Here is a 19,358-nt window from a genome sequence, read left to right as displayed (position 1 = left end):
AATTACGCCTCATTATTCTTTTTAATATAGAACTTAACTAGCTCCTCTAAAATTTCATCTCGTTCTAATTTACGGATCATATTTCGAGCATCTTGATGGCGAGGAATATAAGCTGGATCACCAGAAAGTAAATAGCCAACAATTTGATTTATAGAGTTATATCCTTTTTCCTCTAATGCAGAGTGAACCTGAAGCATCACATGTTTGACTTCTTGTTCCATCGATTCCTCTGGGAAATTGAATTTCATTGTTTTATCAAATGAACTCATGATCAGCACCTCGCTTTCAAATTGGTAATAATGTTTGCTTAGTTATTTGTTAAGTATACCCTATTTTTGAAATAGTTTAAACTGATTTGATGTATTCGTAAACGGAGTTAAGTGCAAGCTCTAGCTTACTTGCGTCTTTAGCCCCAGCCATGGCAAAGTCCGGACGGCCCCCACCTTTACCTCCACATTGTTCAGCGACTAGTTTGACAATATTTCCAGCATGGTAGTTCCCACCTACTAAATCCTTAGTCACTCCAGCAGAAATCATTACTTTTTCCTCGTCTACTGCGCCTAAAACTATGACAGCATTATCCATTTTTTGTTTTAAATCATCCATCATTTGTCTTAGCTGATTATTATCCTTAGCCTCTACTTTTACAGAGAGCACCGTAATGCCATTAATAGTTTGAGCTGATGATAAAACGGAAGATGCCTGACTATTAGCGATTTTAGCAGATAATGATTCATTTTCTCTTTGAATGTTTTTCAATTCACCTAACAATTGAGAAACCTTCATAACTAAATCCTTTGGTTGAGCTTTTACTAGTGAAGCAGCTTCCGTAAGAAGCATTTCTTCCTCTTTAATAACCTCAAATGCACCTTTTCCAGTAACTGCTTCAATACGACGTGTTCCTGCACCGATACCGCCTTCAGAAAGGATTTTAAAGTAGCCTATCTCGGACGTGTTTTTCACATGCACTCCACCGCAAAGCTCTAATGAATAAGCTCCCATTTGAACTACTCTCACAATATCTCCATATTTTTCTCCGAAAAGAGCCATGGCACCCATATTTTTTGCCTCTTCAATATTGTGATATCCAGTTACTACCGGGATATTATCCCACACCTTCTCATTAACTATACGCTCAATTGTTTCTAGCTCTTCTTTCGTTACTTGCCCAAAATGAGAAAAGTCAAAACGTAAGCGATCTGGTCCAACATATGAGCCAGCTTGGTTTACATGTGTTCCTAGAACGTCTTTTAAAGCTTGATGTAGAATATGTGTTGCCGAGTGATTTTTTATAGTGTGACCTCTTAATGTTTGATCTACTGTAGCTACTATGTCAGCCCCAACCGTCATTTCTCCAGACTCAATAATAACAGTGTGTAGATTTTGACCATTTGGAGCTTTTTGAACATCCTTTACAAACCCACGGAAATTATCATTTTCAATTGTTCCATGATCTGCTATTTGACCCCCACTTTCCGCATAGAAAGGTGTCTGGGTTAAAATAATTTTCACTTCATCGCCTTCTTGAGCAGATTTAACTAATTCTTGCCCAAGTACAATAGAGGTAACCTTTGTAGTGACACTTAGCGTATCGTAGCCAACAAACTCACTTTCATCTTGTAAGTTACTAAAAACAGCAGATTGCACCTGCATAGAATCTACATTCTGACGAGCAGCACGTGCTCTAGAACGTTGAGCTTCCATTTCAGCTTTAAAGCCCTTATGATCAACTGTCATATTTGCTTCTTCTGCATATTCCTCTGTTAACTCAATCGGGAAGCCGTATGTGTCATAAAGTGTAAAAGTCGTTGTTCCAGGTATAAATGACTCGCCTTTTGAACGTTGCTCCTCAATTACTTTTTCTAAAATGCTAAGCCCATCGTGTAGTGTTTCATGGAATCTTTCTTCCTCTGTTTTAATAACACGCATGATGAAGTCTTTTTTCTCTGTAACTTCTGGATAGAAATCCTTCATGATTTCCCCTACTACAGGTACAAGCTCAAATAAAAAAGGCTGATCGATACCTAGTTGTTTTGCAAAACGGACAGCTCTGCGAAGAAGTCTTCTCAGTACATAGCCGCGTCCTTCATTGGAAGGTAAAGCCCCATCTCCAATAGCAAATGCAACGGTACGAATATGGTCAGCAATTACTTTGAAAGCTACGTCATTCTCCTTGTTTTGGCGATACTTCTTACCTGCAATTGTTTCAGTTTGCTCGATAATCGGCATGAATAGGTCTGTATCAAAGTTAGTTGGAACATTTTGTACAACACTAGCCATACGCTCCAAGCCCATTCCAGTATCGATGTTTTGCTTTGGTAATGGTGTATATGTGTGATCTGGATTATGGTTAAACTCAGAGAAAACTAAGTTCCAGATTTCTAAATATCGATCATTTTCTCCACCTGGATAAAGTTCTGGATCATTTACATCATTACCATAGGTTTCACCACGGTCATAGAAAATTTCTGAGTTAGGTCCACTCGGTCCTTCTCCAATATCCCAGAAGTTTCCTTCTAAACGAATAATACGCTCTTCTGGAATACCAATTTCATCCTTCCAGATAACATATGCCTCTTCATCTTCTGGATGAATGGTAATAGATAGCTTTTCAGGTTCAAAGCCCATCCACTTTTCATCAGTCAAAAACTCCCAAGCCCAATGAATTGCTTCTTTTTTAAAATATTCACCGATTGAGAAGTTTCCTAGCATTTCAAAGAACGTATGATGTCTAGCTGTCTTTCCTACATTTTCAATATCATTTGTACGAATAGATTTTTGTGCATTTGTGATTCTTGGATTTTCTGGAATTACACGTCCATCAAAATATTTTTTTAACGTAGCAACTCCACTATTGATCCAAAGAAGTGAAGCGTCATTAATCGGTACAAGTGGAGCAGATGGTTCTTGTGAGTGACCTTTTTCTATAAAAAAGTCTAAATACATTTGTCTAATTTGTGCACCAGTTAAATGTTTCATTTTTTCATTCCTCCTAATAATATTATTCCTCTTTAACAAAAGATTTGACGCTATGCAAAATAAAATAAAAAAAGCCTTCATCCCAAAAAGGGACGAAAGCTATTATTTCGCGGTACCACCCTAGTTACATAATAAAATACAACCTTATTATGTCTCTTAAGAATCCTTAACGCAGATTTACGGCAGGTATTAGCTGCACTCAGGAGTAGCTTTCCTAATTGTTATACGCTGGGGATTCTTTCAGCCAAAGGAATCCTTCTCTCTTCAGGTAACAACAGTACTTTCTCCGTCATCATGTTTTATATGCAATTTTGATTATAATTAACAATTTGTACTATGTCAATCGGTATCTAAGAACTCATATGGGGTAATACCCTTCATACCTATAAGAGGATCGATTAAATGATAATTATCTGCTGACAAATATGTTGAGTCCACTTCATCCGCCTCAACAGACAACGTCACTTCAGTACTACTTTTTTCTGTAGATACAGATGATGTAGATTTTGTCTCTATTTCTTCTTTTACTTCATCTGCTAAACGTTCTTTTAATGTAGTTAAACGCTGCAAGTCATCTGTTCGTTCAACGCCAAATTTAAATACCTCTGGATCTCCACAAAGAATTAAGAAATTTTTAGCACGAGTAATTCCAGTGTAAAGCAAGTTACGTCTAAGCATTTTCATATAGCTTCTCGTAACAGGCATAATGACTGTTTGGAACTCACTACCCTGTGATTTATGAACGGAGCAACAATACGCTAGAGTAATTTGATTTAAGTCATTCTTTTCATACGTAACTTCATTGCCATCAAAAGAGACAACAAGCATCTCTTTCTTCTCAACCGTTTCATTGGCTCTAAAAATAGCAACAACTTCCCCCATATCACCATTAAAAACGTTACTTTCCGGTTGATTTACTAGCTGAAGTACTTTATCGCCTATCCGATAAATTGTATCTCCAAAGGTCATTTCCTTACGTGTTCCATCGGTATTCGGATTGACCATCTCTTGAATCATTTTATTTAACGCATCTATTCCAGCAGGCCCTCTATACATAGGAGCTAGCACTTGTATCTCTCGAATGGATTGACCTTTAGACAATGCCGCCTTTAACACTTGTTCTACTACTTTAGGGATTTGTTCAGTCGTTGCCTTGATAAAGGATCGATCTTTTGTTTTAGCGGTAAGTGTAGCAGGTACACTTCCTTGTTTCATTTCATGTGCTAATTCTATAATGGAGGATCCCTCTGATTGTCGATAAATATCAACCAGTTCTACTGTTGGAATTCTTTTAGATGCCAGTAAGTCCTTTAATACCTGACCTGGACCAACAGGCGGGAGCTGGTCTTGGTCACCAACAAAAATAACCTGAGCATCCTTAGGGATAGCTTTTAAAAGCTGATGACCTAGCCAAGTATCTAGCATAGAGGTCTCATCAATAATAACTAGCCTTCCTTCAATTTCTTTACCTTCTGTATCGGTGTCCTCTTGGCCATTAAAGCCAAGTAATCTATGAATGGTCATTGCAGGCAGATCTGTAGATTCACTTAATCGCTTAGCTGCTCTACCGGTAGGTGCAGCCAGAACAATTGGAAAGGGCTTTTGCTCCTTCGCCCATTCCTTTGGATCTAAGGACAGCCCGTGCAGTTCAGAGTATAGTTCTACAATTCCTCGTACAACGGTTGTTTTTCCCGTCCCAGGTCCTCCCGTTAATAAGGTAATATTCGAATTAAGAGCTGTTTCAATAGCCTTGATTTGTGTATTGGCATATTTAACGCCAAGACGCTTTTCTAAAGGACCTAAATGCTTCTTAATTTCTTTTAAAGGAAATTGGTGAATATCTTTATCCATTAGTAAAGTTTCTACCTTGGAGCTGATTCCTACCTCTGAAAAGTATAGAGATGGGATATAAAATTTATTTACCTCACCAACAATCCTACTTTCCTCAGCTAGCTCTATACAACATTGTGTTATTGACTCGTAAGAGATTTCTTCTCTTTGTGCATTTTCAAGCATTCTTTTAACGTCTTCTAAAAGCTGCTCAGCATATTGAAAGACATGACCCTCACTAAGTGAAGAAGTTTGAAGTAAATGGTATATCGCTGCTTTTATACGATCCGGATGATTTCCTTTTATCCCGAGCTTATAACCTAACTCGTCGGCACGTACAAAACCAACCCCCTCTACATCTTCTATTAAACGATATGGGTTTTCTGTTAACTTAGCAATTGTTTCTTCTCTATATGCCTGATAGATTTTCATGGCAACTTGGGGACCAAAACCCCACTCGTTTAACTGAATCATCACTTTTTCTAATCCTAAATTTTGTTCTAATGTGGCTCTAATAGTTTGTTTTTTATCTTCACCTAGCTTTGGAATAATATCTAGAGACGCTGGATCATCTAAAATTCGATTAATCGCATTTTCTCCTAGTTTTTTAACAATAAGCTCCGCTGTCTTCCTACCTATCCCAGGAAACATATCACTAGATAGATAATGAACAATCCCTGTCTCTGTTGCTGGGACCTCCTTTTGGAACGTTTCGACTTGAAACTGTATCCCATACTTTGGGTGATTTTTAATAACACCTGTAAATTTATACGCTTCTTCTAAAACTAACTGGGGGAAATAACCTGTAACAATTATTTCTTTATCTGTGTATGTAGTATTAGTGGATTTTATCTTTAGTTTAATAATGGAGAATAGATTTTGTGGATTATGAAAGATAGAGACGATTGGTCGACCTGATATAAATTGTTTTTCGTTATTTATTTCATTTGTCATTTCAATCGTCTCCTAACTTCCTAATTGCGTAGTGAAATCATATCGTATACATATCTAGCTTGATCATAGTTTGGTTGTATTGTAAAAGCTGCTTTTAAATGTTTAAGAGCGCTTTCTGTGTCAGATGTAGACACTGCATATAAAACTCCCATGTTGTAATGGGCATCCGCGTTTTCTGGGTCTAGCTCTAATATTTCCTTAAAAATTGGTTCTGCCACATCGAACATTTCAAGGCTTGCCAGAGCGATACCATACGTTAATTTAATCTGAATATCTTGTGTCTCGTCTAATTCGTAAGCTCTTTGAAGATATGGAAGTGCAAGCTTCGTTTGATCAATCTTCTGAAAGCTTTTTCCTAGCATGAAATAAGCATCTGGACCTTCAATACCATTTGTAATTGCTTTTTCATAAAGCTTTGCTGCTTCTTCAAAGCGCTCTGTATTATAATACAAATTAGCTAGGCTATAAAAGGCTGTTGCAGCTTTTTCGTCTAATGTGATCGCCTTTTGAAAAAAGCGTTCTGCACGTTCATTTTCATTCATAGAAGCTAGTAGGTTTCCAAAGTTGATAAATCCGATTGATTCTTCTGGGTTTTCTTCAATTGCTTTGTTAAACCATTCTGCTGCTTTTTCATAATTTTCTTCTTGTATTGCTTGTATCCCTAGTTCATTGTAATTCAAATCCAATACCTCCATTAACCAACGTAATCCAATTTAAGTCCATCTTTAAAAACCTCGTCTATCGTCGCTCCACCAAGACACTCATCTCCTTGATAGAAAACAACTGCTTGTCCTGGAGTGATAGCGCGAACTGGCTGATCAAATACTACACGAACACGATTTTCAGACAGTAGCTCTACGTGAACTCCGACATCTTCCTGACGATAGCGGAATTTCGCTGTACACGTAAAGGAAGATGGTTTGTCTAGCGTAGTTGTAAATGATAAATCAGTAGCTGTAAGACTCGTAGAGAACAAGGCGTCATTATTAATATTCTGACCGACTAATAAAACATTTCTTGCTAGGTCTTTTCCGATAACAAACCAAGGGTCTCCAGCTCCACCAATACCTAAACCATGGCGTTGTCCAATTGTGTAATACATTAAGCCATCATGTTTGCCCATTACTTGACCGTCCATTGTTTCCATAGTACCTTGCTTAGCTGGTAAGTACTGACTTAAAAATTCTTTAAAGTTTCTTTCACCTATAAAGCAAATACCAGTAGAGTCTTTCTTAGTTGCAGTTGCTAGACCTTGTTCTAATGCTATCTCACGGACTTTTTTCTTCTCTAAATGACCGATTGGAAACATAACCTTTTCTAATTGCTCTTGGTTAAGTTGATTTAAGAAATAGGTTTGGTCTTTGTTATTGTCCTTACCACGCAGCATTCTCGTTTGGCCTTCTTTAACTTCTACTTGTGCATAATGTCCTGTTGCAAGATAATCAGCTCCAAGTGCCAATGCATACTCTAAAAATGCTTTAAATTTAATTTCCTTGTTACACATTACATCAGGGTTTGGCGTTCTGCCCGCCTTGTATTCTTCTAAAAAGTATGAAAATACTTTATCCCAATACTGTTTTTCAAAGTTAACGGCATAATAAGGGATACCAATTTGATTACAAACCTTTATAACATCTTCGTAATCCTCTGTTGCTGTACATACACCGTTTTCGTCGGTGTCATCCCAGTTTTTCATAAATATACCGATTACATCGTAACCTTGCTCTTTTAGCAGATAAGCAGCTACGGAGGAATCAACTCCTCCAGACATACCTACTACTACTCTTGTATCTTCTTTTTTCTTCATCATTTAACTCACTCTTTTCAGTTATCCAAGAATAATTTTACTTATTTTATTGGCCGCTTCTATTGCTTCTTCTTTTGTATTGTTTAATCCAAAACTGAATCGCACTGAATTTCTCAGTTCAGGTGTTTTTTCACCATACATCGCTACTAGGACGTGCGAAGGGTCAATGGAGCCAGCGGTACAAGCAGAACCACTTGACGCATCAATCCCAGCTAAATCTAACTGTACGAGAAAAGTCTCCACATCTGTTTTGGGGATACTTACATTTACTACATGAGGTAGTAAATTTTCTAGTGAGCCATTTATTTTAAACTCTACTCCATTTGTTTGTAATTGCTCAACAAATGTATCTCTTAACGTTCGATAATGCTCGTTGCTTTTTTCAATGTTTTGCTGCTTAATTTCCACTGCTTTTGCAAAGGCAACAATTGCCGGAACATTTTCTGTACCTGCACGTTTTTTGCGCTCCTGTTGACCCCCATACAATAATGGTTTAAGGTAAATATCCTTATTTTGATATAGAAAACCAATCCCTTTTGGTCCGTTAATTTTATGGCTGGAGACACTCAGCAAATCGATATAGGTCTCTTTTACATCAATTGAAACACTTCCGTATGCTTGTACTGCATCTGTGTGGAAATATGCTTGATGATCCTTTAATAGGTTGCCAATTTCTTTTATAGGTTGAATCGTTCCTACCTCGTTATTGGCAAACATAATGGAAACTAAAATAGTATCTTGTCTTAAAGCGTTTTTCAAGTCATCTATACTGATTAAGCCTGTTTCATCAACCGGTAAGTATGTTATTTCAAAGCCTTCTTTTTCAAGCTGCTGACATGCATGCAAGATTGCATGATGCTCAATCTGTGTCGTAATAATATGTTTACCTATAGCTTTACGGGCATAGGCAGTACCAAATAATGCGTAGTTGTCTGCTTCTGTCCCACCACTTGTTATAGTTATTTCAATTTCTTGTGCTCCAATTGATTGAGCTAATATTCTACGAGCATCATCTAATTTTTTTCGAGCAATTCTTCCTGTTTGATGGATACTTGATGCATTGCCATAAACATTATTCATCTCTTCTACTAAAGTATGAACAACTTGCTCTGCCATAGGTGTTGTTGCAGCATGATCTAAATATATTCTATTCATAATGAACTCTTAACTCCTTATATATAAAACATGTACCCTTCCAAATCAGGGTTTTCTTCAGTGTATTTGGACAAATCTTCAATCGTTGTCGTATCAAGCACATTTTTAACTGCATCACGAATTCTTAACCAAAGCTCGCGCTGTGGCGCTGCTTCCTCATCTATACCTTCTACAATTTGAATTGGACCCTCTAATACACGAATAACGTCGCCAGCAGTTATCTCATTTGGCGCTTTAGATAGCATATAACCACCATACGCTCCTCTAACACTTTTTACTAAGCCAGCATTACGTAAGGGTGATACAATTTGTTCTAAGTAAGCTTCAGATAAGGAGTGCTCCGTAGCAATTTGTCGTAAAGCATGTGGACCTTCTCCATACTGTTTCCCTAAAGCTACCATGATGGTAAGTCCATACCGACCCTTTGTTGAAAATTTCAACGTTTTCACCTCATTTTAATTTAACAAATTACTTATTTAATCATTCTTAAGTATAATTTTTGCGTTTAATGTTATATTCATCAGGGTATAAAAAATTCTTTCCCTAGTATAGCATAACTCATAGTGCTAACGACTTCAAAATGACTTTTCGTCCTATCTTCTATATAATAAAGGAACAAATGTACGTTTTAAAGCACTAAAAATCATTTGTTTCTTAAATGGCTGAGTTAAAATAATAAAAATGCAACTAGCCGAAGCTTTTAATTTACTGAAATAGCCAAATATATTCTAAAGTCAAAATAACTTTTCTCTTACAATACTTGGTTTTATCACCTTTCGGAGAGATTTTTCACTGTTCAGCGGGGTTTATCACCATTCACTGTACGATTATCTCCGTTCGTGCAGTTTTATCACCGCTTAGGCATAGCCCTGATCCACAAAAAAGAAAAAATCTAGATAAATACATAGAAAAAGGAGAGATTCATTTTGCAAAATGAACCATTAGCCTATCGAATGAGACCACAAACAATAGATGAAATTGCAGGACAGCAACATGTAATTGGGAAGAATACAGCCTTATATAAAATGATTATCAATGGGCATGTTCCCTCCATGCTTCTGTACGGAGATCCAGGTGTAGGCAAAACCTCTTTGGCTTTTGCCATAGCTGGAACAACCAAGCTCCCTTTTGTCGCCTTAAATGCAACTAAAGCTGGGAAGAAAGACGTGGAGGATGTTGTGGCCGACGCAAGAATCAGTGGAAAGATTATATTATTTTTAGACGAAATTCATCGATTCAACAAACTACAGCAAGATACTCTTTTGCCACATGTTGAAAATGGTTCTATCATTCTGATCGGTGCAACAACGGAAAATCCTTTCCATGATGTCAATCCAGCGATCCGCTCCCGTTGTGGAGAGATTAAACAGTTGAAGCGGCTTACTACGGAGGATGTAGACGTTCTTCTAAAAAGAGCTTTAGAGGATAGCGTTAAAGGTCTCGGTAAAACCCCTATTAAAATAACAGAAGAACAACGATTAAAGATTGCAGATGCCTCGAATGGTGATGCTCGTAAGGCTTTGACTCTATTAGAATCAACTATTTTTGCAAGCTTTGAAGAAGATGGTATTACCGTAGTAGAAGATTCTACGCTGGATAGCCTTATTGATCGCGTAGGTGTATTTGGAGATAAAAAGGGCTCTCACTTTTATAACTTATTATCAGCCCTTCAAAAATCAGTGAGAGGTAGTGATACGGACGCAGCTTTATATTATCTTGCACACCTTTTAGAAAATGGGGATTTGGTAGCTGTCAGTAGAAGACTTTTGGTAATGAGCTATGAGGATATTGGACTTGCCAATCCTGCAGTAGGACCACAAGTATTAGCAGCAATTCAATCAGCAGAAAGACTAGGGCTTCCAGAAGCGCGTATTCCCCTCGCTAATGCAGTAGTTTTAATGTGCTTATCCGAGAAATCCAACTCTGCATATGTAGCACTCGATAAGGCGATTAGCAGTATCCACGCAGGTAAAACCGGGGATATTCCAAGTCATTTAAAGGATACTCATTACGCTGGTGCGAAGGAACTTGGGCATGGGGGCTATGTATATCCTCATGATCATAAAATAGGAACGTTCGGCGGTTGGGTGAAACAAACCTATCTTCCAGATAGTTTAGTCGGTACAAGATTTTATGATCCGATAGATGCTGGAGAAGAAAAGCGATTGGCAGCTATTTATAATCGTTTGGAAAACTTTAAGAAGGAAAAATAAAGTCAAAAGAACACGAGTCATAAAAATTTAAAACGCTACCGAAAAACATCGGTAGCGTTTTGCTTTGCTTATAAGGATTATACACCCATTTTTCTGCGTGTATTGCTTACCTTTTTAGTTTGTTGACTTTTCATTTTTTGGTTAGCTGCTGGACCAGTTCCTTTTAAGTTACCACCACCAGCTTGGTTTTTCTTTTCTTCTAGCTTTTGTTTCACAGCTTCTTGAAGAGTCATTTTTTTCTTTGGCTCTTCCTGATTTTTTGTTTCAGTCATTTTAGATTCCACCTCGTTTGAAATGTGATTAGTTTTAGTATAAGTGATGTAAAAAAAACTGCAACCTATTTACTGCACTCTATTAATTGTAATATTTTTTGTAATGTCATTTATTACCCAACTAGCACAAATTAAGCCAACGACAGAGGGCACAAATGCATTAGAGGATGGTGGCATCTTAGCTTTACGGATAGCAGCATCTGGCTTTCCAACTGTTTCTACTACGTCTTCTCTTACTACAATGGGACTTTCATCTGAAAATACAACTGGAATTCCTTTAGTGATCCGATCTTCCTTACGTAACTTTGTACGGATTACTTTAGCAAGTGGATCGGTATGTGTCTTAGAAATATCAACAATTTTAAATCTAGTTGGATCTGTTTTGTTGGCAGCTCCCATACTAGAAATTATTTTAATGCCACGCTTTAAACATTCTTTCATCAAATGAATTTTATATATTATTGTATCCGATGCATCTATAACATAATCAATTTTCATATCAAAAAATTGTTCATACGTTTCTTCGGTATAGAACATATGCATATCAATTACTTCACAATCTGGATTAATGTCTGCGATTCTTTCTTTCATTACCTCAGACTTTGATCGTCCTACAGTAGACATGTAAGCTACTAATTGACGATTAATATTTGTTATATCCACATTGTCCTTATCTACTAAAATAATTCTACCCACACCACTTCGGGCGCATGCTTCCGCGGCAAATGACCCAACGCCTCCTACACCCAAAATAGCTACTGTTGTATTCTTTAACAGCTCTACTCCTTCTCTTCCTATCGCAAGTTCATTTCTAGAAAATTGATGTAACATAAAAAACACTCCATTTATATAAGATTAGTTGGTTTTATCTTTTCACTACTCAAATATTATCACATTAGTTCCAGTCGGGTACTATTCTATTAATATTTTACCCTCGAAAATTTATTATAAACGATGGAGTGTACTATGGTACACAGATAAAGTATTTACTAAATTCACTAATTTTATAGCGTTAGGAAATGCTAAATTGCATTAGAGTAACTCTAATTTCCAGTTGATTTATGATGCAAAGAAATCTTTAATCAGAGAGTAGAATTGATTTTTCGCCCCAGCTGGACGCTTTCCTCGGGGTGAGCGATAAGCCATCACCCATCGCTTACGCGCGTGGTCGTGATTTCTTATCTGTCTCACTCATCCCGTAGGAGTCGCCGTCTGGGCTCCAATCAATAAATGGGAACAGATTTAGCATCGATAAAGCGCTAATCAATTTACTCGCATAAGCGAAGCTGAAAAACTGACACCAACCCAATTTCGTCATCTATTTATGTTCTGAATAGCCATTTGAAAGTTCCTTTGTTTATGTTTACAGTCACTATAAAAAAGAATGGTTAGTCAAAATCAACCAATAACTTTAACAAAGCTTATTTTTATAAGAATAATGGAATCTAGATGCTTTAAATTATGAAAATATAATCAAGTTTTGTAAGAGCAAATGTATTTATTATTCATTCCACTAAAAAAGTCCCCTGCAAATACAGGGGACTTTTTTAAATAGACGAATCCCAATCGTGCCGACTAATAGTGCTTATCGTTTTGAACCCGCACAGAGCAGGTGGGTGTCCTCTTTACTGTCTTTGAAGTCCCTAACTAGAGGGCATGTCATCAACAATAAAAGTCAGACTCCCGACGATATAATTGTTCGGTCAAAACTGATTGGCGTTTCGCGAACACATCAGGATTCGTATTACTTGTATAATAGCATATCCCTTTTAAAACTTCAATGAATATACCATGATATTATTTGACTATTCAGAATCATGAAGGTTAGTAGATATATCATATATAACACCTTTCTTCCATATCCTTACCCTTCTTTCACACTTACAAACGTCGATAAAAATACTCTATAAAACTAGTCCTAGATATCCTTGTCTATGAATAATATACATAGACAAGACTTTAAACGGAGGGCTCTATGTGAATTCACTAACCACTTATTTTATATTAGGTATATCGTTGGCTGCACCAATCGGCCCTGTAAAGGCAACCTTGCTGAACACTGGCATAAAAAATGGGTTTTTTCATGCTTGGTTTTTTGGTTTAGGAGCAATTGCAACTGACATTCTCTACATGTTAATGGTGTACTTTGGTGTCGGACAATTTATTGACAATCCAATGATGAAAACGTTTCTTTGGTCTTTTGGATTTTTTGTCCTCATGTACACAGGGATTGAAAACTTGTTAACGGTAAATAATATTTCTATGGATGCAAAATATCGAAAGGTCGTAAGGTTAAGACATTCCTTTCTATCTGGGTTACTTATGGCTCTATTGAATCCTTTGACTATTTTATTTTGGCTTGGAATTTATGGTTCCATACTTGTTGGAGGAGCAAGTGGATCTTTATCAGGGATTGAGGTTATTTTGTATAGTATTACTATCTTATTAGGAATTACACTTGTCGATCTGACGATGGCTACTATTTCTAGTGGGTCTAGAAAATTACTATCTACGCCTCTTTTAAAAACTGTATCCATCATCTCTTCTATTTCCATGATAGGTTTTGGTATATACTTCGGAATTCAGGCTTACTATTCTTTATTTTAAACAAGAAGTCAATTCTTATAAACATATGCATAAAAAAATCCCTATAGGAGAACATACCTTTATTCTATAAAAATTGAGGTGTGTAGGTTGGGGAAGAAAGATGAAAATCTTATCGTAAGCAAGATGACTATTATTAGTATAGCTTCGATTCCATTAGTGATGACACTGGGGAACTCCATGCTTATTCCCGTGCTTCCAATACTGGAGAAAAAGGTAGATATTAGTTCTTTTCAATCAAGTATGATTATAACTAGCTACTCAATTGCTGCCATCATTCTTATTCCAGTCGCTGGCTATTTATCTGATCGATTTGGGAGAAAGAAAATTATATTGCCTTGCTTACTTTTAGCATTGATCGGTGGTCTTATAGCTGGAATGGCCTCCTGGAAAATGGACAGTCCTTACATGATGATCATTATTGGTAGGGTTTTGCAAGGTATGGGTGCTGCCGGTGCTATGCCGATTGTCTTGCCTCTAGTAGGTGATTTGTTTAAAGATGACCCCGAGAAGACAAGCTCCACCTTAGGTCTGATTGAGACATCCAATACTTTTGGTAAAGTTTTAAGCCCTATCCTAGGTTCAGCTATAGCTGCTGTATTATGGTTCTTCCCATTTTTCTCTATCTCTATTTTTAGCGCCATCGCCTTCATACTCATATTATTTTTCGTTAAAGTTCCTAAAGGAGATAACGAAGAACCAGATAAACTTAAGGAATTCTTAAACAAGGTCAAGGAAACATTTAAAGCTGAAGGTAAGTGGTTAACCTCGGTATTTTTAAATGGAATATTTGCGATGTTCGTTCTTTTCGGGGTTCTATTTTATCTATCAGAAATATTGGAGAAAATTCATGATATTAAAGGAATTAAAAAAGGGTTTGTATTAGCCATTCCTTTATTATTCTTATGTATTGCATCCTTTATTACTGGCAGAAAGATCAAGGGACAATTAAAAACGATTAAACGTCTAATGATTATTACACTCATCGTTGCTTCGGCAAGTGTTGTATTTATAGGATTTGTAAAAGACAGCATCTTTTTGTTAATCGCCGTTTCCAGCATTCTTGGAATCGCAATTGGTGCCATCCTTCCTGTTTTAGATGCGATTATTACTGAAAACATAAAAAAAGAAGAACGAGGAACCATTTCTTCCTTTTACAGCTCTGCTCGTTTTTTAGGAGTAGCAGCAGGACCACCTATCCTATCATTAGTCATGAAAAACTATATCAATCCTTTTTATATAGGCTGTGGTGTTCTAGGAATTATACTCACGTTTCTTGTCTTTAAGCTGGTTAAAGTTAGTGAAATCGAAAAAAAAGATGAAAAGCCCGCTTAAAATATTGTTAAATATAAAAATAAAACCGATAATGCCTTCAAGTTATCGGTTATTTAATAAATCCTCAAAAAAATTAGCACCAACTTCCATTCTCACTATTGAGAAGGAAACATGTGCTAGTTTTTTTAGCTTATAATTTGATAAACTCATTTTGAATTTACACTAAAGAGTATTAATAAAATACCTGCGAATAGGCATACGATTCGAGTCATAGATATTTTATCCGCTAATCCCATTAAACCTATACCTGTCGTAACGATCAAAATGCAAGGCCCTACTAGTGCAAGCATTGAATTAATATAGAATGCTTTTTCTAAGTCATTAAACTTTAGCATAAACATGGCTGCAGTAATTTCTATGCTACCAGATGCAAGTCTTAATAAAATTATAAAGAGTAATGCCTTTTCAATAACTCCAATCATCCTCCCAATTATGTATAATCTCTTAAAAGTATATGTGACCTCATCTTAAATTATTTTAGTTAGATTTTGTTATCTTCCAATTTTTATTTAGTTTTAGTATTTGGAAGAGTGTTTTAGGTATTACTTTCTCTACTTTTAATTGTGTCTTCACTTATTAGGTATCACTTTCTCTTCTTTATGTTGCACTTCCCTCCCTCTTACGTGCGGCGCCTCATTGTGATTTAGGTGTCATTTCCTCTACTTTTAGGTGCGATTCCCGCTGTTTTAAGAGGAACTTCCTTCCATCCCCTATATTTAAACTCACAAATAAAAAAACACCTTTTAAGCATAAATTTCATGCTTAAAAGGTGGTAACTATTTATTGTTCTTTTTTATTTAAGCTTAACTGTAGTTCATCAAGCTGTGCTTCTGCTACTGGACTTGGTGCTTGTGTCAGTAAGCAGCTAGCACTTGCTGTCTTAGGGAAAGCAATTGTATCACGAAGATTTGTTCTTCCGGATAGAAGCATAACTAAACGGTCTAATCCGAATGCTACTCCACCGTGAGGAGGTGTACCATATTCAAACGCCTCCATTAAGAATCCAAACTGAGCTTTTGCCTCTTCGTCAGAGAATCCAAGAATCTCAAACATTTTTTCCTGTACTTCTCTTGAATAAATACGAAGAGATCCGCCACCTAGCTCATAGCCATTTAAAACAAGGTCATAAGCTTGTGCTTTTACTTGGCTTGGATCAGTTTCCATTAACGGCAGGTCTTCGTCAGCAGGACGTGTAAATGGATGGTGGGCTGCGTAATAACGTCCTTCTTTTTCATCATACTCGAATAGTGGCCAGTTCACGACCCATAGGAAAGCATAACGACTTTCATCGATTAGCTTTAAATCTTTACCAAGCTTCAAACGTAACGCTCCAAGTGCATCTGCAACTACTGATTTCTTGTCAGCTACAAATAGCAATAAATCTCCTGCTTCAGCAACTAGAGTTTGAATAAGCGTACTTGCCGCTTCACCTTCAAAGAATTTTGCAATAGGCCCTTTAATGCCTTCCTCGTCAACTTTAAGCCATGCAAGACCTTTTGCACCATAACGAGATGCATATTCTCCAAGGGCATCAATATCTTTACGTGAATAGTTATCTGCTGCTCCTTTGACGTTAATAGCTTTAACCTGGCCGCCAGCTTCTACTGCAGATGCAAATACTTTAAAGGAGCTATCCTTCACTTGCTCTGAAAGATCTGTTAACTCTAAACCAAAACGAACATCTGGTTTATCTGATCCGAATCTTGCCATTGCTTCGTCATAATCCATTCGTGGGAATGGAATGCTAACATCTACTTCTTTAACATCCTTCATGATCTTTTGCATCATGCGCTCATTCATCTCAAGAATTTCATCCATGGACAGGAAGCTCATTTCCATATCAATTTGTGTAAATTCTGGTTGACGATCAGCACGTAAATCTTCGTCACGGAAACAGCGAGCAATTTGATAGTACTTTTCAAATCCTCCAACCATCAGCAACTGTTTAAACAATTGTGGAGACTGAGGTAAAGCGTAAAACTCTCCTCCATGTACACGACTTGGTACTAGGTAATCTCGAGCTCCCTCTGGCGTAGATTTTGTTAAGATTGGTGTCTCTACTTCAAGGAATCCTTCATCGTCTAAGAAACGTCTAACTGTTTTTGTAATATCTGAACGCATTTTAAACGTGTCATACATCACTGGTCTTCTTAAATCTAGATAACGATATTTTAAACGGACATCTTCCCCTGCGTCTGTTTGATTTTCAATTGAAAAAGGAGGATTTTTTGCCTCGTTGATAACGGAAATTTCATTTGCTTGAACCTCAATTGCACCAGAAGGGATGTTGCGGTTTATTTGATTTTCTGCACGTGCAACGACATTCCCTTTAATTTCAATGATAAATTCGTTTCGTAACGTATTTGCCACCTGTAGAGCAGTTTCTGAAATTTCTGGATTAAATACAACTTGCACAATACCAGTACGGTCTCTCACATCAACGAAAATTAGTCCGCCCAAATCTCTTCGTTTTTGAACCCAACCGATTAGTTGAACCGATTCACCTATATGTTGTTCGTTTAGTTGTCCACTTGTATGCGTTCTGTTCATGATTATTTTGCCTCCGTTAATTTTTTAACTTCATCTATTAAGGATGTAAATGGTACTAGCTGTTGAGTCCCGGTAGTTAAATCTTTCAACATAACACTTTGTTTTTCGAGTTCATCTTCACCGATTACAATCACTGCTTTTGCTTTTAATCGGTCCGCTGATTTCATCTGAGCCTTTACTTTACGGTCTAAATAGTCCATATCAGCAGAAATTTTGTTTTGACGCAGCTCAAAGGTAAGCTCCGTCACTTTTTTCTTAGCTTCCTCACCCATAGCCACTAGGTAAACATCTAGTGAAGTATGGTCTGGAAACGCAATTTTTTCTGCCTCCATCGCCAGTAGAAGTCTTTCAATACTCATCGCATAACCGATACCCGGAGAATCTGGCCCACCTAGCTCCGCTACTAAGCCGTTATATCTTCCTCCACCAGCTAGCGTAGTGATTGCACCAAATCCCTCAGCAGTACTCATAATTTCAAATGCAGTGTGATTATAATAGTCTAGTCCTCGTACTAAATTAGGATCTACCTCGAACTCAATATTTAACGTGGTTAAGTATTGTTTTACTTTTTCAAAATATGCTGCAGATTCTTCATTTAAAAAATCTGTTAAAGATGGTGCTTTTGCCATCAAAGGATTGTTACGATCTACCTTACAGTCTAAAATTCGCAGTGGATTTTTTTGCAATCTATTTTGGCAATCAGAGCAAAATTCCTCGATATGCGGTTCAAAATGGTTCACTAAAGCTTCTCTGTGAGCGATTCGGCTTTCTGTATCCCCTAGTGAGTTAATCACTAGTTTCAAGCTTTTTAAACCAGCTTTTTTATAGATCGACATAGCTAGAGATATTACTTCAGCATCGATTGCTGGGTCAGCACTACCGATTGCCTCCATACCAAATTGAACAAATTGACGATACCTACCAGCTTGTTGACGCTCATAGCGGAACATAGGTCCCATGTAATATAGCTTTACTGGCTGATCAGGATATCCGAACATCTTATGTTCTACAAATGATCGTACAACTGATGCTGTTCCTTCAGGTCTTAACGTAAGTGATCGATTTCCTCTGTCCTGAAACGTGTACATTTCTTTTTGGACGATATCAGTTGTATCTCCTACTCCTCTAGTAAATAGTTCAGTATGCTCAAAGACAGGTGTTCTAATCTCTTTGTAGTGAAACATACGACACTCGTCTCTTATTAAATCTTCTACTATCTGCCACTTTGCTGTTTCAGATGGCAAAATATCTTGTGTTCCTCTTGGTAATTTAATATCCATTATGTTGGACTCCCTTCAAATACAAATAAAAAAAGCCCTCATCCCTTGCATATAGCAAGGGACGAGAGCTTTTAAGCTTCCGCGGTTCCACCCTAGTTGGTTAATATAATTAACCCTCTCAACGCTGGATAACGGCCAGATCCGTTTTTGCCTACTAAAGAATACTCTTTCGACAAAAAACCTCTCGAATGTTGTTCACTGTAGGGGTCTGTAGGAAAGATTGCAGCCACGTCTTTCCCTCTCTTGTCATTCCTTATAAACAGTTACTTTTTCGGTCAATGGTTTGTTTAAATTTTTAATTATACTTTATCATAATAACGTAAATGAAATAAGTCAACCTTTTTAAATAAATGGTAGTAATTTTTTGTTAGACTATTTA

15 protein-coding genes, 1 other RNA gene and 2 other annotated features are annotated in these 19,358 nt (G+C 37.0%); of the genes, 3 read left to right on the top strand and 13 right to left on the bottom strand.

The annotated features are described in order from the left end of the window. Positions 1-2: 2 nt before the first annotated feature. The 7 genes from MKY09_RS07755 to MKY09_RS07725 form a co-directional block, all read right to left on the bottom strand. Positions 3-269: an IreB family regulatory phosphoprotein gene (locus tag MKY09_RS07755; protein WP_053588802.1), complete on the bottom strand. Its 267-nt coding sequence runs from the start codon at positions 267-269 to the stop codon at positions 3-5. A gap of 76 nt (positions 270-345) precedes the next feature. Next, positions 346-2,979 (bottom strand): alanine--tRNA ligase, encoded by a 2,634-nt coding sequence (alaS, locus tag MKY09_RS07750; RefSeq protein ID WP_342568011.1) that lies wholly within the window; start codon positions 2,977-2,979, stop codon positions 346-348. Between the two features lie 85 nt (positions 2,980-3,064). Further along, positions 3,065-3,281 (bottom strand) — a binding site (T-box leader). 37 nt (positions 3,282-3,318) lie between these two features. After that, positions 3,319-5,763, bottom strand: coding sequence for an ATP-dependent RecD-like DNA helicase (locus MKY09_RS07745; RefSeq protein WP_342568010.1), 2,445 nt, complete (start codon positions 5,761-5,763; stop codon positions 3,319-3,321). A 20-nt stretch (positions 5,764-5,783) separates the two neighbouring features. Then, positions 5,784-6,443 carry a tetratricopeptide repeat protein gene (locus MKY09_RS07740; RefSeq protein ID WP_169358021.1) on the bottom strand — a complete coding sequence of 220 codons (660 nt, stop codon included), beginning with the start codon at positions 6,441-6,443 and terminating at the stop codon, positions 5,784-5,786. Between the two features lie 14 nt (positions 6,444-6,457). After that, positions 6,458-7,573, bottom strand: a complete 1,116-nt coding sequence (gene mnmA / locus MKY09_RS07735) for a tRNA 2-thiouridine(34) synthase MnmA (protein ID WP_298470374.1) — start codon at positions 7,571-7,573, stop codon at positions 6,458-6,460. An 18-nt stretch (positions 7,574-7,591) separates the two neighbouring features. After that, positions 7,592-8,725: a cysteine desulfurase family protein gene (locus MKY09_RS07730; RefSeq protein ID WP_298470372.1), complete on the bottom strand. Its 1,134-nt coding sequence runs from the start codon at positions 8,723-8,725 to the stop codon at positions 7,592-7,594. Positions 8,726-8,742: 17 nt separating this feature from the next. Continuing rightward, the gene (locus MKY09_RS07725) at positions 8,743-9,165 is read right to left on the bottom strand and encodes an Rrf2 family transcriptional regulator (protein WP_169358018.1); all 423 of its coding nucleotides are present in this window, start codon (positions 9,163-9,165) and stop codon (positions 8,743-8,745) included. Between the two features lie 486 nt (positions 9,166-9,651). Here MKY09_RS07725 and MKY09_RS07720 point away from each other — a divergent pair, with 486 nt between their 5' ends. Further along, positions 9,652-10,938: a replication-associated recombination protein A gene (locus MKY09_RS07720; protein WP_342568009.1), complete on the top strand. Its 1,287-nt coding sequence runs from the start codon at positions 9,652-9,654 to the stop codon at positions 10,936-10,938. A 77-nt stretch (positions 10,939-11,015) separates the two neighbouring features. On the opposite strand, the gene MKY09_RS07715 is transcribed toward MKY09_RS07720, so the two are convergent. The 3 genes from MKY09_RS07715 to ssrS form a co-directional block, all read right to left on the bottom strand. Then, positions 11,016-11,210: a hypothetical protein gene (locus tag MKY09_RS07715; protein ID WP_169358016.1), complete on the bottom strand. Its 195-nt coding sequence runs from the start codon at positions 11,208-11,210 to the stop codon at positions 11,016-11,018. Positions 11,211-11,279: 69 nt separating this feature from the next. Continuing rightward, complete coding sequence (locus MKY09_RS07710; RefSeq protein WP_298470366.1) at positions 11,280-12,041, bottom strand: tRNA threonylcarbamoyladenosine dehydratase; 762 nt, start codon at positions 12,039-12,041, stop codon at positions 11,280-11,282. Between the two features lie 724 nt (positions 12,042-12,765). Further along, a non-coding RNA gene (gene ssrS / locus MKY09_RS07705) (6S RNA) lies at positions 12,766-12,952 on the bottom strand. A gap of 235 nt (positions 12,953-13,187) precedes the next feature. On the opposite strand from ssrS, the gene MKY09_RS07700 reads away from it, so the two are divergent. Both MKY09_RS07700 and MKY09_RS07695 read left to right on the top strand, forming a co-directional pair. Further along, positions 13,188-13,817, top strand: a complete 630-nt coding sequence (locus MKY09_RS07700; protein ID WP_340883184.1) for a LysE family transporter — start codon at positions 13,188-13,190, stop codon at positions 13,815-13,817. Positions 13,818-13,940: 123 nt separating this feature from the next. Further along, positions 13,941-15,149 carry an MFS transporter gene (locus MKY09_RS07695; RefSeq protein ID WP_340885926.1) on the top strand — a complete coding sequence of 403 codons (1,209 nt, stop codon included), beginning with the start codon at positions 13,941-13,943 and terminating at the stop codon, positions 15,147-15,149. A 146-nt stretch (positions 15,150-15,295) separates the two neighbouring features. Here the strand turns inward: MKY09_RS07695 and MKY09_RS07690 are convergent, their stop codons facing one another. From MKY09_RS07690 to hisS, 3 genes are all read right to left on the bottom strand, one after another. After that, positions 15,296-15,571 carry a YqhV family protein gene (locus tag MKY09_RS07690; RefSeq protein WP_340883183.1) on the bottom strand — a complete coding sequence of 92 codons (276 nt, stop codon included), beginning with the start codon at positions 15,569-15,571 and terminating at the stop codon, positions 15,296-15,298. A gap of 358 nt (positions 15,572-15,929) precedes the next feature. Then, on the bottom strand, positions 15,930-17,702 hold the full coding sequence (gene aspS, locus MKY09_RS07685; RefSeq protein WP_340885924.1) for an aspartate--tRNA ligase: 1,773 nt from the start codon (positions 17,700-17,702) through the stop codon (positions 15,930-15,932). Beyond that, the gene (hisS, locus tag MKY09_RS07680) at positions 17,702-18,979 is read right to left on the bottom strand and encodes a histidine--tRNA ligase (RefSeq protein ID WP_340883182.1); all 1,278 of its coding nucleotides are present in this window, start codon (positions 18,977-18,979) and stop codon (positions 17,702-17,704) included. Before hisS ends, aspS begins: the two co-directional genes overlap by 1 nt. 54 nt (positions 18,980-19,033) lie before the next feature. Then, positions 19,034-19,267: a binding site (T-box leader), on the bottom strand. Between the last annotated feature and the right edge of the window lie 91 nt (positions 19,268-19,358).

This window comes from Psychrobacillus sp. FSL K6-4046 (assembly GCF_038624605.1).
Lineage (GTDB): Bacteria > Bacillota > Bacilli > Bacillales_A > Planococcaceae > Psychrobacillus.
Note: the sequence above shows the minus strand (reverse complement) of the source record. Positions and strands in the feature narration are given on the sequence as shown.